Raw genomic sequence first — 13,687 nt, forward strand, 5'->3', positions numbered from 1 at the left:
GTGCGGCGACTGGCGGACCTCTACGAAACGCTGGACCAGACCACGTCCACCAACGCCAAGGTGGAAGCGCTCGCGCGCTACTTCAAGGAAGCGCCCCCGGAGGACGCGGCGTGGGCGCTCTACTTCCTCACGGGGCAGAAGCTGAAGCGGCTGATTCCCACGAAGCTGCTGGTGGAGTGGACGCAGGAGCTGACCAGCATCCCCAGCTGGCTCTTCGAGGAGGTCTACGCCTCCGTGGGTGACCTGGCGGAGGTGATTGCCCTGCTGCTGGACGCCCGCGAGCGCCCGGCGCGGACCGAGGAGCTGCCCCTGTCCGTCTGGCTGGAGCAACGCCTGTTGCCGCTGCGTCAACTGGATGCCGCCGGGCAACGCGAGCAGGTGGTGTCCTGGTGGCACGCCATGCCCCGGCGTGAATTGTTCCTGCTCAACAAGATGCTCACCGGTGAGCTGCGGGTGGGCGTGTCCTCCACGCTGGTGGTCCGCGCGGTGGCGCAGGTGGCGGGCCTGCCCGCGCCCAGCGTGGCGCACCGGCTGATGGGGACGTGGACGCCCTCGCCCACCTTCTTCCGGCAGCTCGTGTCCCTGGACGTGTCGGACGGCGACAGCTCCCGGCCCTACCCCTTCTATCTCGCGTCGCCGCTGGAGCAGCCACCAGGAGACCTGGGCGACCGGGCGGAATGGCAGGTGGAGTGGAAATGGGACGGCATCCGGGGCCAGCTCATCCGCCGCAAGGGCAGCGTGCACCTGTGGAGCCGCGGCGAGGAGCTCATCACCGAGCGCTTCCCCGAAATCGCGGACGCCGCCGCCGCGCTACCCGAGGGCACTGTGCTGGACGGCGAGGTGTTGGCCTACGCGGACGGAAAGCCCCTGCCCTTCGCCATGCTCCAGCGGCGCATCGGCCGGCAGAAGCTGACGCCCACGGTGCTGGCCGAAGCCCCCGCGGCCTTCATCGCCTACGACATGCTGGAGCTGGGAGGCGAGGACCTCCGGGGCCAGCCGCTGCGCGAACGGCGCGCGAAGCTAGAGGCGCTGCTGAAGGACCTGCCTCGGCTTCCCGTCTCCCCCGTCGTGCAAGCGGCGACCTGGGAGGACCTGGCCACCGCGCGGGGCGAAGCGCGAGCGCGCAACGTCGAGGGCTTCATGCTCAAGCGCCTGGAATCGCCGTACCTCACCGGGCGCAAGCGGGGCGACTGGTGGAAGTGGAAGATTGACCCGTTCACGGTGGACGCGGTGTTGCTGTACGCGCATCCGGGCCACGGCCGACGCTCGTCGCTATACACCGACTACACCTTCGCGGTGTGGAACGGCGCGGAGCTCCAGCCAGTGACGAAGGCGTACTCCGGCCTGACGGACGCGGAGATTGGCCGGCTGGACCGGTGGATTCGCGCGCACACGCGCGAGAAGTACGGCCCCGTGCGCTCGGTGGAGCCCGAACAGGTCTTCGAGCTGCACTTCGAGGGCATCCAGCCCTCGCCGCGTCACAAGTCGGGCGTCGCGCTGCGCTTCCCCCGAATCGCCCGCTGGCGGACGGACAAGAAGCCGCAGGACGCGGACACGCTGGACTCACTCAAGGAGCTGCTCCATGCCAGCGGGTAGACCCCGCTCGCTGCGGGCGCAGATTGCCGCCAGTCGCAAGGCCCTGCGCGCCACCACCGAGCCTCCGGACGCAGAGGCGCCGTGCAAGCCCAGGCGACCTCGCATCCAGCGCGCATCGACTCGAGCTCAAACGAATGAACCACCCCTGGAGCGGCTGCGCGGCTGGTTCCACGCGAAGGGGTGGACGCCCTATCCGTTTCAAGAAGAAGCCTGGGCCGCCCATGCGCGCGGCGAAAGCGGGCTCATCCACGTCCCCACCGGCGCGGGCAAGACATACGCGGCCTACCTGGGCCCGCTCGCGGAGGTGGCGGCGCATGGACAGCCAGGGCTTCAACTCCTCTACGTGACACCGCTGCGCGCGGTGTCCCGGGACGTGGAGAAGGCGTTGAGGGAGCCCCTCGCCGTGCTGGACGCGGACATCACCGTGGAGAGCCGCACCGGCGATACGTCCTCCTCGGTGCGCCAGCGTCAGCGGGAGCGCCTGCCGCGGGTGCTCATCACCACGCCGGAGTCGCTGTGCGTCCTACTCACGCATGAACGGGCCCCAGAGCTGTTCGCGTCTCTGCGCTCCGTCATCGTGGATGAATGGCACGAACTTCTCGGCTCCAAGCGGGGTTCGCAGTTGGAGCTGGCGCTGGCCCGCCTGCGCCACTTCGCGCCGGGCCTGCGCACCTGGGCGCTGTCCGCCACGCTGGCCAATCTGGAAGAGGCCGCCCGTCACGCCGTGGGCACCGGCCAGACGCCCACGATTGTGAGCGCGGCGTTGGGGCGGCCCGTCATTGTTGAGACACTGCTGCCCGAGTCCGTGGATGCGTTCCCCTGGGCGGGCCACCTGGGCTTCTCCATGCTGGCCCGCGTGGGCGCGTGGCTGGACGCGGAGCGCTCCACGCTCATCTTCACCAATACGCGCTCCCAAGCCGAGCGCTGGTTCGAAGGCCTGCGCTTCGCCCGTCCGGAGTGGGAGCACCTCATCGCGCTCCACCATGGCTCCATCGCGCGCGAGGAGCGCGAGCGCGTGGAGAGCGGCCTCAAGGAAGGCTCGCTGCGCATCGTGGTGTGCACCTCGTCGCTGGACCTGGGCGTGGACTTCGGCCCGGTGGAGCGCGTGGTGCAGGTGGGCAGCCCCAAGGGCATTGGCCGGACGATGCAGCGCGCGGGCCGCAGCGCCCACCGCCCGGGCGCCACCTGTCACATCCTCTTCGTCCCCACGCACGCGCTGGAGCTGGTGGAGATGGCCGCCGCCAAGGACGCGCTCCTGCGCCGCGAGGTAGAGGCCCGCACGCCTCCGGACAAGCCGCTGGACGTCCTGGCGCAGCACCTGGTGACGTGCGCGTTGGGCGGCGGCTTCACGCCCGACGCCCTGCGAGACGAGGTGCGCACCGCGGCGGCCTTCGCCGGCCTCACCGACGAGGAGTTCGGGTGGACATTATCCCTGGTCCGCGAAGGCAGCCCGACGCTGCGCGCCTACCCGGAGTTCCGGCGCGTGGTGGAGCACGAGGGCCGCTGCGTCGTCGCGGACGCGCGCGTGGCCCGCATGCACCGCCTCAACATCGGCACCATCACCTCCGACGCGGTGGTGCAGCTGCGCTACTGGAGCGGAGGGCGCCTGGGCAGCGTGGAGGAGTCCTACGTCAGCCGCCTCAAGCCGGGCGACACCTTCATCTTCGCGGGGAAGAAGCTGGAGTTCAGCCGCATCCAGGACATGACCGCCTACGTGCGGCCCGCGAAGACGAAGGTCACCCAGACGCCGCGCTGGGGCGGCAGCCGCCTGCCCTTGTCCGGCTCACTGGCCGCCGCCGTTCGGCGCACGCTGGACACCGCGCGCCACGGCGACGTCACGTCGGACGAACTGGCCGCGGCCTGGCCCGTGCTGGACGCGCAGGCCCGCCTGTCCCGCATCCCCGCGGCGGACATCCTGCTGGCGGAGACGTGCCAGACGCGCGACGGGCACCATCTCTTCCTCTATCCCTTTGAAGGGCGGTTGGTGCACGAAGGACTGGCGGCGCTGCTGGCACTGCGGCTGACGCGCCTGCGCAAGGCCACCTTCACCCTGTCGGTGAATGACTACGGCCTGGAGCTGCTCACGCCCACGCCCTTCCCCTTCGAGGAGGCGCTGCACCCCGCGCTCTTCACCCGCGAGCGTCTGGAGGCGGACGTCCTGGAGAGCGTCAACGTCGGCGAGCTGTCAAAGCGCCAGTTCCGCGACATCGCCCGCATCGCGGGGCTGGTGCTGCCGGGCCTGCCCGGCGCGCGCAAGTCCTCGCGGCAGGTCCAGGCCAGCGCGTCGCTGCTGCACGACGTCTTCATCAAATACGACCCGGACAACCTCCTGCTCGTCCAGGCCCGCCGGGAAGTGCTGGAGCAACAATTCGAGGAGGGGCGCCTGGAACGGACCCTGGAGCGGCTTCAGGCCGCGCCCCTGGAGCTCATCCATGTCCGCCGTCCCACGCCTCTGGGCTTCCCGCTCGTCGTCGAGCGCATCAGCGCGAGCCTGTCGAGCGAGTCCCTGCTGGAGCGGGTGGAGCGATTGAAGGAGCGATGGACGCGCGAAGATGCCAGGTCCACATAGAGGGCACCCTGCTGGAGCTGCGCCCGGAGCGCGCCCTGTACTGGCCCGACACCGGCACCCTGGCCGTGGCGGACCTGCACTGGGGCAAGACGGAGAGCTTCCAGCAGCACGGCATCCCCCTGCCCACGGGCGTGCTGGAGGACGACCTGGCCCGCCTGTCCGCGGCGCTCACCACCACCGGCGCCCGCCGCCTGCTCCTGCTGGGTGACCTCATCCACTCACGCCAGGGCCTCACCCCCGCCGTCGTGGAGCGGCTGGCGGTGTGGCGCGAGTCCCACGCGTCGGTGGAGTGCGTCCTGGTGCGGGGCAACCATGACCGGCATGTGAAGACGCTGCCCGACCGCTGGCGCCTGGACGTCCGCGAGTCCTCCATCGACGAAGGCCCCTTCCACTTCGCCCACCACCCGGAGCCCGTGTCAGGCCGCTATGTATGGGCAGGTCACCTCCACCCCATGGTGCGGCTGGGCGGAAGGAGCGACACACTGCGCCTTCCCTGCTTCCAGGTGGGACGCGGCGTGGGCGTACTTCCGGCCTTCAGCGCCTTCACGGGTGGACTCAACGTCTCCCGCCGCGCGGGCGATCGCATCTTCGCCGTCGCCGGCCCCGCAGTCGTCGAGGTGTAGGATGAGCTACGCCAAGCGCCGCAAGATACTGGGTATCATCGAAACAGATAATACCTTCGAGCGCGCCGACCACCGGGGCCGCGAGGCGTGGCTCGGCAAGTGCTTGCACTGCAACGCGCACTTATGGGTCGGCCTGGATGGCGAGCCGATCAGCCGCGCCACCATCGAGCACATCCTCCCGAAGACGGCCGGGGGCACCGAGGCGCTGACCAACCTGGGCCTGGCCTGCGCCCGGTGCAATCAGGGCAAGGGCACCCGGCATGACGCCCGTTATCACCGGGACGCACGCGCCCGGGAGCTGGTGGAACGGCTTCTGGCCCGGCGCCTCGCGCGCTGGCGGAAGCCGGAGACCGACGAAGAGCCGTGAAACACCCGGAGTGATCCACCCCGGCGGGTGCTTTGCTCAATCGTCCCTACCTCCCGCCAGAAGAGAGATTCATCACCGCGCGACCGCGACTTTCCGCCCTCGCGCGAGGAAGTGGTATCCCCGTGCCGCCACATCTGAATGGTTGACACTGCCGTGTCGATGCCCGATGGTCCCGCGCCGCATTAGGGCAGGGAGAGTAGGAGGGCCCCGCCCACGGCATTACTAATAGAGGTTTCGTTGGACGTGTCCGCTTCGCCTTCAGTGCGCCAGGAGCCACCGCCCACCCGCCCCGTTGGGGCCGGGAACGCCCCTCCGCTCCCCGTGCCCGGTAACGCCCACGCCTCGCCTTTCGTTCCCTTCACGAGTGCTGTTGTCGAAGCCCCCTTGCCCATGGTCCAGGTATGAGCGGCCCTCTCTTCCCACGTTGGACGAACACGGTGTCGCGGCTGTCCGCCGCGGCGCTCCTTGCCGTGCCCGCCATCGGCATCGGCGGTCTCATGGCCTACGTGCGCTCGCCGTACGTCACTGGCCAGCAGCGGCCCGTTGAACAGCCGATCGAGTTCGATCACCGCCACCACGCGGGTGATGAGCAGATTGACTGTCGGTACTGCCACTGGTCGGTCGAGGATTCGCCCTCCGCGGGCATCCCCTCCACCACGGTGTGCATGTCCTGCCACGCACAGGTCTGGAACAAGAGCCCGTACCTCACCGAGGTCCGCAAGGCGTTCTTCTCCGACCAGCCCATCCCCTGGGTCCGCGTGCACAACCTGCCGGACTTCGTCTACTTCAACCACTCCATCCACGTGGCCAAGGGCGTTGGCTGCGCCACCTGCCACGGCCGCGTCGACCAGATGGCCGCCGTGGAGCAGGCCGCGCCGCTCACCATGGCCTGGTGCCTGGATTGCCACCGCAATCCGGAGCCCCACCTGCGTCCGGCGGAGTTCATCACGTCCATGACGTGGACCCCGCCTGAAGACAAGGCCAAGGCCGCTGAGCTTGGCCGCCAGTTGGCAGAAGCGTACGACGTCCACTCGCGCGAGAGCTGCTCCACATGCCACCGATGAACACGAAGCGCGACGGCGCCCCGTCGCAGGATACCCCCTCCTCCTTCGCGCTCCCGGTCGTCACGGACCGGCCTGCCGCCAAGTCCGACGTTGTCGGCGAGGCGCTTGAGCACGCAGCCGCCAACGCCTCCCCCTCCGAGCCCGGCTATGGCCAGACGTACTGGCGCAGCCTGGAGGAGAAGCTCGGCACGCCCGACTACCTGGAGGAGACGCGTCCGGAGTTCCCCGTCGGCGCGGACCTGGCTCCCACCGGCTTCGCCCGCCGCGAGTTCATGCACCTGCTGGGTGCCTCGCTGGCGCTGGCCGGCGCCACCGCGTGCAGCACGCGCCCGGTGGATGAGCGCCTCCTGCCGTACACCAAGACGCCTCCCGAGCTCGTCCCGGGCAACCCGCTCCACTACGCGTCCGGTATGACGCTGGCCGGTCACACCTCCGGTCTGCTCATCACCGCCCGCGAGGGTCGCCCCGTGAAGATCGAGGGCAACCCGGACCACCCGGTCAACCAGGGCGCCGCCGGCCCCTGGGAGCAGGCGTTCCTGCTGTCCCTGTATGACCCGAGCCGCGCCCGCGTGCTCCGTCAGGGCAAGAGCCCCCGCGCCCTCCGCGCCCTGCGCGAGGAACTGGTCAACCGCGCCAACAAGGCCTCCGCCGGTGACGGTGGCAGCCGCGTGCGCTTCCTGTCCGAGCCCGGCAACTCGCCGCTGACCGGCGACCTGCGCAACCGCATCCTGAAGAAGCTGCCGAACGCGCGCTTCCACAGCTACACCGCGCAGACGCACGACACGCAGGACGAGGCGGCCCGCGCGCTCTTTGGCGGCCAGGCTGTTTCGGCCATCTACGACTTCGCCCAGGCGGACATCGTCCTGTCGCTGGACGCGGACTTCCTGGAGAGCCGCCCGGAGAACCTGGGCTACGCGCGCCAGTTCGCCAACCGCCGCGACCCGAACAACGGTCCGCTCAACCGGCTCTACGTGGCCGAGGCCCGCTTCTCCATCACCGGCGGCATGGCCGACCACCGCCTGCGCGTGAAGTCGCAGGACGTGCTCGCGGTCGCCGCCGCCGTGGCCCAGGCCGTGGGTGGCCCCGCCGCTTCGCTGGCTGGCGCCGCCGCCAACAAGGCGTCGCTGAAGTCGGACCACAACGCCTGGGTTCAGGCGGTCGTCGCGGACCTGCGCGCCGCGCGTCCGGGCCGCACCCTGGTGGTCGCGGGTGAGCGTCAGCCGGCGGCGGTCCACGCGCTGGCCCACGCCATCAACGCCGCGCTGGGCAACACCGGCACCACGGTGAAGTACGTGCAGTCGTCCATCGCGGAGCAGGAGGGCCTGAGCCAGGTCCGCGCGCTGGTGGAGGACATCACGGCGGGCCGCGTGGACACGCTGGTCATCACCAGCTGGAACCCGGTGTTCTCGGTTCCGGCGGACACGGGTCTTAAGGAGCTGCTGGACCCGGCGACCAACTCCAACCGTGGCAACCTCACCGTTCTCTACACGGGCCTCTACGAGGACGAGACCAGCCAGTACGCCGACTGGTTCGTCCCCGCGACGCACCCGCTGGAGACGTGGAGCGACGGCCGTTCGTTCGACGGCACCGTGGCCATTGCCCAGCCGCTCATCCAGCCGCTCTACAACGGCGTGCCGGAGTCCGAGCTGCTGGCGATGTTCCTCGACGAGCCCTACCGCCCCGCGTACCAGATGCTGCGCGACTACTGGCAGGGTCGGGCCGAGGGCCAGGGTGACTTCGAGGCCCGCTGGGAGAGCTGGGTGTCGGACGGTGCCATCCCCGGCACGCAGGCCGCTCCGGCGCAGGGCGCCCCGGACTTCGGCGCCGCCTCCGCGTTGGTGACGGGCTACACGGCCCCCGCCACGAGCGAGCTCGAGATCAACTTCGTCTACGACTACAAGATCTTCGACGGCCGCTTCGGCAACAACTCCTGGCTGCAGGAGCTCCCGGACCCCATCACCAAGATGACCTGGGACAACGCCGCGCTGCTGAGCCCGGAGACCGCCAAGAGGCTGAGCCTCGAGCCCGGTGACCTGGCGGAGCTGACCTACGGCGGCCGCAAGATGACCGTGCCGGTCTGGATTACGCCGGGCCACGCGGACGACACCGTGACGATGTCGCTGGGCTACGGCCGTGACGGCCTGCACGAACAGGTGGCCAAGGCGGTGGGCTTCAACGCCAACGCGGTGCGCACCGTGAAGGCCCCCTGGTTCGACGGCGGCGCCACGCTCGCCAAGGTGCGCGGCAGCTACAAGTTCAGCCTGACCCAGACGCACTGGCGGATGGAGAACCGCCCGCTGGCGCTGGACATGCCGCTGTCCGAGCTGAAGAACCCGTCCATCGCGACGCAGCACACGCTCCACCGCGTCAAGAGCGAGCTGAAGTTCGGCGTCCAGGACAACCTGCCGGCCTTCGACTACAACAAGGGCCCCAGCAACCCCCAGGGCTACAAGTGGGGCATGGCCATTGACCTGTCCCGCTGCACCGGTTGCAGCGCGTGCGTGATTGCCTGCCAGGCGGAGAACAACATCCCCGTCGTGGGCAAGCAGCAGGTCTCCGTCAGCCGTGAGATGCAGTGGCTGCGCATCGACCGCTACTTCGAGGGCAGCGAGAGCGACCCCCGGATGGTCATGCAGCCGGTGATGTGCGTGCACTGCGAGAAGGCCCCCTGCGAGTACGTCTGCCCGGTGAACGCCACCGTGCACTCGGACGAGGGCCTCAACGACATGGTGTACAACCGCTGCGTCGGCACCCGGTACTGCTCGAACAACTGCCCGTACAAGGTGCGCCGGTTCAACTACCTGCACTACACGGCGGACAAGACGGCCACCGAGAAGATGCTGATGAACCCGGACGTCACCGTCCGCAACCGCGGCGTGATGGAGAAGTGCACGTACTGCGTCCAGCGCATCGAGCGAGTGCGCATCGACGCCCGCGTCGAGAAGCGCGTCATCAATGAGAAGGAGCTGCAGACGGCCTGCCAGCAGACCTGCCCCACGCAGGCCATCACCTTCGGCTCCCTCAACGACCCGCAGCAGCGCGTCACGCAGCTCCATGAGGACGAGCGCGCGTACAAGCTGCTCCACGAGCTGGGCACCCGCCCGCGCACCGCGCACCTCATCCGCGTCCGCAATCCCAACCCCGCCCTCGAGCCCGCCGCGCCCGCCGCTGCGAACCAAGGGAGCCACTAAGCCATGGCTGAAACTGCTTCCACCACGTATCACGACCCGCTCGAGCCACGACCCCTCGTCGCGCCGCACCATGACGACGCGACCCTGAACGAGACGCTGCTGGACCATGTCTGGCGCAAGCCGGGCAAGGGCTGGTTCATGCTCTTCGGCCTGTCGCTCAGCGCCCTGGGCCTGCTCGTCATCGGTGTCACCTACACGCTGGCCCGCGGTATCGGCGTGTGGGGTAACAACCAGCCTGTCGGCTGGGCGTTCGACATCATCAACTTCGTCTGGTGGGTCGGTATCGGCCACGCCGGTACGCTCATCTCCGCCATCCTCCTGCTCTTCCAGCAGAAGTGGCGCACGAGCATCAACCGGTTCGCGGAAGCCATGACGCTGTTCGCCGTCATGTGCGCCGGTCTGTTCCCGCTGCTGCACACCGGCCGTCCCTGGTTCGCCTTCTGGCTGTTCCCCTACCCCAGCACCCTGGGCGCGTGGCCGCAGTTCCGCTCGCCGCTGGTGTGGGACGTGTTCGCCATCTCGACCTACCTCACGGTGTCCGCGCTCTTCTGGTTCGTGGGCCTCATCCCGGACCTGGCGGCGCTGCGTGATTCGTCCAAGACGAAGCTCCAGCGGACCATCTACGGCCTGTTCGCGCTCGGTTGGCGCGGCTCCGGTCGGCACTGGCACAACTACAAGATTGCGTACCTGCTGCTGGCCGGCCTCTCCACGCCGCTCGTGGTGTCCGTGCACACCATCGTTTCGTTCGACTTCGCCGTCTCCCTGCTGCCCGGCTGGCACGCCACCATCTTCCCGCCCTACTTCGTGGCCGGCGCCGTGTTCAGCGGCTTCGCGATGGTGATCACGCTCATCATCCCGGCGCGCAAGTACCTGGGTCTGCGGGACGTCATCACGGACCGCCACCTGGAGAACATGAACAAGGTCATCCTGGCGACGGGCCTGCTCGTCTCCTACGGGTACCTGATGGAGCACTTCGTCGCCTGGTACTCGCAGAACCAGTACGAGCTCTGGACCTTCTACGTGAACCGCGCCACGGGCCCCTACGCCGGCGTGTACTGGCTGATGATCGCCTGCAACGTCATCACCCCGAACATCTTCTGGTTCAAGAAGTGCCGCACCAACATCGCCATCATGTGGGTGGCGTCCATCGCGGTGAACATCGGCATGTGGTGCGAGCGGTTCATCATCATCGTCACCTCGCTGAGCCAGGACTTCCTGCCGTCCTCCTGGGGCATCTACACCCCGACGTGGGTGGACTGGTCCATCTACATCGGCACGCTGGGCCTGTTCGGCACCCTGTTCCTCCTGTTCCTCAAGTTCGTGCCCGCGGTCGCCATCAGCGAGGTGAAGGAGCTCCAGCTCGAGCTCAAGCACGCCGCTCACCAGCACGGCTCTGATGATGCGCTTGCCGGCGCCGGCACCCTCACCCACGGAGCTCACTAAGAGCCATGGAAGCCACCGTTCTCGATTCCTGGGTCCTGGCGGAGTTCTCGACGCCGGACGCCCTCGTGACCGCCACCCGCCAGATGCGGGAGAAGGGCTTCGAGGGAATGGACACCTACTCTCCGTACCCGCTGCACGGCGGGTCGGAGGCCCTGGGGCTGCCGCCCTCGCGCGTGCCATTCATCGCCCTGTGCGGCGGTCTGACGGGCGTGGCCACGGCGCTGGCCATGCAGACGTGGATGAACACCATCGACTACCCGCTCAACATCGGTGGTCGCCCGCTGCTGTCGCTGCCGGCGTGGGTGCCCATCACGTTCGAGCTGGGGGTGCTGTTCGCCGCCTTCGGCATCTTCTTCGGTCTGCTGGGGCTCAGCCGCCTGCCCCAGCCGTACCACCCCGTCTTCGAGTCCGAGGAGTTCCGCACCGCCTCCACGCACGGCTACTGGCTGAGCGTGCCCCAGGCGACGGGCACGGACGCGGCGCCGGTCATGGATCAGCTCAAGGCCCTGGGCGCGACCCAGGTGACCCTCGTCACGGGAGAGAAGGAATGAGGTGGCTCATCCCCGCCGCCGGACTCGCCGCGCTCACGGGCTGCAACGTCAGCTCGGAGTTCCTCCAGCGCATGGAGCACCAGGCGAAGTACGAGTACTACGAGGCGTCCGACTTCTGGGCGGACGGTCGCGCCATGCGCACGCCTCCCGTGGGCACGGTTCCGCGTGAGCGCTTCGACAAGCTCCCCGAGCTCAAGGACCCCACCCAGCGCCAGGTGGCCCTCACCGGCCGCAGCGCCGGCCAGCCGGTGGCCCACGTGCCCATCACGGTGGACCAGAACCTGCTGACCCTGGGTCAGAAGAAGTACAACATCGTCTGCTCGCAGTGTCACGGCGTGCTCGGCGATGGAAACAGCATCGTCGCGGAGAACATGGCCCTGCGCCTGCCTCCCTCGCTGCTGGACCTGGAGAGCAAGTCGGACGGCCACTTCTACGTGGCCATCAACGAGGGCTACGGCGTGATGCCGTCCTTCTCCGGTGAGCTCGACCTGCGCGAGCGCTGGGCCGTGGTCGCCTACGTCCGCGCACTCCAGACGGCCCGCAATACCCGCACGGACGGCCAGCAGCCCGTTCCGCAGGAGAACCGATGAGTCCCCCCGTCACCAACTCGCACACCAGCTTCGGGCCGTACACCGGCACGCCGAAGCTCATGGTGCCCGCGTTCGCCGTGGGCATTCTCTGCCTCCTGGCCACGCTGGGTGGCTTCTTCGCCACCGACGCCAAGGGTGAGACGGCGCACGCCTATTTGATTGGCTTCACCTACTGGGTGGGCATCAGCGTCGCCTTCCTCATCATGCAGGCCATCTTCCACACGGCGAAGGCCAAGTGGCTCATCGTGCTGCGCCGGACGATGGAGACGGCCTCCGCGGTGATTCCGGTGTTCTTCGTGCTGGCCCTGCCGCTGCTGGCCATGGCCGCCTACCTCTACCCCTGGTGGGAAGGCTCCGCGCTGACCAAGGGCTACTCCAGCCTGGAGCTGGAGCACCTGAGCCACAAGCAGCATGGCTACCTGAACAACCACCTCTCCTTCCCCCCCGGCGTAGGCATTCGCCACATCATCTACTTCGGCGTGTGGAGCTTCGCGGCCTGGCGGCTGCGGTCGTGGAGCCTGAAGCAGGACACCGAGGGTGGACTCGACTTCACGGTGAAGCAGCGCAAGTTCTCTCCGGGTGTGCTGCCTTTCCTTGCCCTCACCATCACGTTCGCTTCTTTCGACTGGCTGATGAGCCTCACGCCGCTCTGGCAGTCGACCATCTTCGGCGTCTATTACTTCGCCGGAAGCTTCCTGGCGGCCTTCTGCATCCTGACCATCGTCACGGTGAACGCCCAGGGCAAGGACCTCTACGGCAGCGTCGTGAAGCCGGACCACTTCCACAACCTCGGCAAGCTGATGCTCGCCTTCACCGCGTTCTGGGCCTACATCGCCTTCTCCCAGTTCATGCTGGTGTGGATCGCGAACATCCCGGAAGAGGCGCCCTGGTACGGCCTGCGCATGTTCGGCCCGTGGCGGCCGATGTCCATCGCCCTGTTCTTCCTCCACTTCCTGCTGCCCTTCGGCATCCTGCTGTCGCGCAAGCTGAAGCTGCAGCCTCGGAAGCTGGCCGTGGTGGCCATATACCTGCTCATCATCCACGCGGTGGACCTGTACTGGCTGGTGTGGCCGGCGCTGACCGGTGACGCGGGCCCGACGTTCCACTGGTCGCTGCTCACGGCCTTCTTCGGCGTGGGCGGTATCGCGGTGGGCTTCGCCCTCTTCCTGGCGCGTGGCCACTACACGCTCACGGTGAAGGACCCCTACATCGCCGAGTCCTTGAGGTACGTGCAGCCATGAAGAAGACCCAGGTTGAGCTCGAGTCGCGCGTCATCGTCGGCGCGCACGGCGTGGCGGCGGAAGAAGACCACCTGGTCATGGGCAAGGTGGTGGGTATCGGCGTGGGTTCGCTCCTCATCTTCGGGGTGGGCATCGTCTGGGCCTGGTGGATTCAGGTCCAGACCATGGCCGACATCCAACCGGAGGGTCCGCCGCCGCGTCCCGCGGCGATGGGCCAGTACGAGGTGGGCATCGTCAACCAGCGCCTGTTCGAGCAGGACTGGCACGCCGAGGACAAGATCAGCGGCCAGGACCGGGCACTGCGCGCCGGCTGGGGTGACCAGCCGGGGGTGAAGCAGCACCCCGGCATCGACGCCGCGATGAAGACGGTCATCGAGCAGAAGCGCAACCCGCCCCCCACGCCCGCCCCGGAGACCGCTCCCGGGCAGACGCCTCCGGCACCGCAGCAGTAG

General features: G+C 68.5%; 11 protein-coding genes. All 11 read left to right on the plus strand.

The annotated features are described in order from the left end of the window. The 11 genes from BHS09_RS31160 (at nt 1) to BHS09_RS31210 (ending at nt 13,687) form a co-directional block, all read left to right on the plus strand. Nucleotides 1–1,596, plus strand: a complete 1,596-nt coding sequence (locus BHS09_RS31160) for an ATP-dependent DNA ligase (RefSeq protein ID WP_140799837.1) — start codon at nt 1–3, stop codon at nt 1,594–1,596. Further along, a complete protein-coding gene (locus tag BHS09_RS31165) occupies nt 1,583–4,165 on the plus strand; it encodes a ligase-associated DNA damage response DEXH box helicase (protein WP_140799838.1) in 2,583 nt (860 codons plus the stop codon). The genes BHS09_RS31160 and BHS09_RS31165 overlap by 14 nt, the downstream gene beginning before the upstream one ends. Next, nucleotides 4,135–4,788: a ligase-associated DNA damage response endonuclease PdeM gene (gene pdeM, locus BHS09_RS31170; RefSeq protein WP_140799839.1), complete on the plus strand. Its 654-nt coding sequence runs from the start codon at nt 4,135–4,137 to the stop codon at nt 4,786–4,788. Before BHS09_RS31165 ends, pdeM begins: the two co-directional genes overlap by 31 nt. A gap of 1 nt (nt 4,789) precedes the next feature. Then, nucleotides 4,790–5,155, plus strand: coding sequence for an HNH endonuclease (locus tag BHS09_RS31175; RefSeq protein WP_140795056.1), 366 nt, complete (start codon nt 4,790–4,792; stop codon nt 5,153–5,155). A gap of 401 nt (nt 5,156–5,556) precedes the next feature. Further along, nucleotides 5,557–6,219 carry a cytochrome c3 family protein gene (locus tag BHS09_RS31180; protein ID WP_140795057.1) on the plus strand — a complete coding sequence of 221 codons (663 nt, stop codon included), beginning with the start codon at nt 5,557–5,559 and terminating at the stop codon, nt 6,217–6,219. Further along, entirely contained in the window at nt 6,216–9,410 is a 3,195-nt protein-coding gene (locus BHS09_RS31185) for a TAT-variant-translocated molybdopterin oxidoreductase (RefSeq protein WP_140800798.1), read from the plus strand. The genes BHS09_RS31180 and BHS09_RS31185 overlap by 4 nt, the downstream gene beginning before the upstream one ends. A gap of 3 nt (nt 9,411–9,413) precedes the next feature. Further along, nucleotides 9,414–10,853: an NrfD/PsrC family molybdoenzyme membrane anchor subunit gene (nrfD, locus tag BHS09_RS31190; RefSeq protein ID WP_011556029.1), complete on the plus strand. Its 1,440-nt coding sequence runs from the start codon at nt 9,414–9,416 to the stop codon at nt 10,851–10,853. A gap of 5 nt (nt 10,854–10,858) precedes the next feature. Further along, on the plus strand, nt 10,859–11,404 hold the full coding sequence (locus BHS09_RS31195; protein WP_011556030.1) for a DUF3341 domain-containing protein: 546 nt from the start codon (nt 10,859–10,861) through the stop codon (nt 11,402–11,404). Continuing rightward, complete coding sequence (locus BHS09_RS31200) at nt 11,401–11,994, plus strand: c-type cytochrome (RefSeq protein ID WP_140799840.1); 594 nt, start codon at nt 11,401–11,403, stop codon at nt 11,992–11,994. The genes BHS09_RS31195 and BHS09_RS31200 overlap by 4 nt, the downstream gene beginning before the upstream one ends. Beyond that, on the plus strand, nt 11,991–13,235 hold the full coding sequence (locus tag BHS09_RS31205) for a hypothetical protein (RefSeq protein WP_140799841.1): 1,245 nt from the start codon (nt 11,991–11,993) through the stop codon (nt 13,233–13,235). Before BHS09_RS31200 ends, BHS09_RS31205 begins: the two co-directional genes overlap by 4 nt. Further along, nucleotides 13,232–13,687: a hypothetical protein gene (locus BHS09_RS31210; protein WP_140795060.1), complete on the plus strand. Its 456-nt coding sequence runs from the start codon at nt 13,232–13,234 to the stop codon at nt 13,685–13,687. The genes BHS09_RS31205 and BHS09_RS31210 overlap by 4 nt, the downstream gene beginning before the upstream one ends.

This window comes from Myxococcus xanthus (assembly GCF_006402735.1).
Lineage (GTDB): Bacteria > Myxococcota > Myxococcia > Myxococcales > Myxococcaceae > Myxococcus > Myxococcus xanthus_A.

Excerpts from the sequence above, each read along its gene's own strand:
- BHS09_RS31165 (WP_140799838.1), top strand. The coding sequence starts at position 1,583 with ATGCCAGCGGGTAGACCCCGCTCGCTGCGGGCGCAGATTGCCGCCAGT.
- pdeM (WP_140799839.1), top strand. The coding sequence starts at position 4,135 with ATGGACGCGCGAAGATGCCAGGTCCACATAGAGGGCACCCTGCTGGAG.
- BHS09_RS31175 (WP_140795056.1), top strand. The coding sequence starts at position 4,790 with ATGAGCTACGCCAAGCGCCGCAAGATACTGGGTATCATCGAAACAGAT.
- BHS09_RS31180 (WP_140795057.1), top strand. The coding sequence starts at position 5,557 with ATGAGCGGCCCTCTCTTCCCACGTTGGACGAACACGGTGTCGCGGCTG.
- BHS09_RS31185 (WP_140800798.1), top strand. The coding sequence starts at position 6,216 with ATGAACACGAAGCGCGACGGCGCCCCGTCGCAGGATACCCCCTCCTCC.
- nrfD (WP_011556029.1), top strand. The coding sequence starts at position 9,414 with ATGGCTGAAACTGCTTCCACCACGTATCACGACCCGCTCGAGCCACGA.
- BHS09_RS31195 (WP_011556030.1), top strand. The coding sequence starts at position 10,859 with ATGGAAGCCACCGTTCTCGATTCCTGGGTCCTGGCGGAGTTCTCGACG.
- BHS09_RS31200 (WP_140799840.1), top strand. The coding sequence starts at position 11,401 with ATGAGGTGGCTCATCCCCGCCGCCGGACTCGCCGCGCTCACGGGCTGC.
- BHS09_RS31205 (WP_140799841.1), top strand. The coding sequence starts at position 11,991 with ATGAGTCCCCCCGTCACCAACTCGCACACCAGCTTCGGGCCGTACACC.
- BHS09_RS31210 (WP_140795060.1), top strand. The coding sequence starts at position 13,232 with ATGAAGAAGACCCAGGTTGAGCTCGAGTCGCGCGTCATCGTCGGCGCG.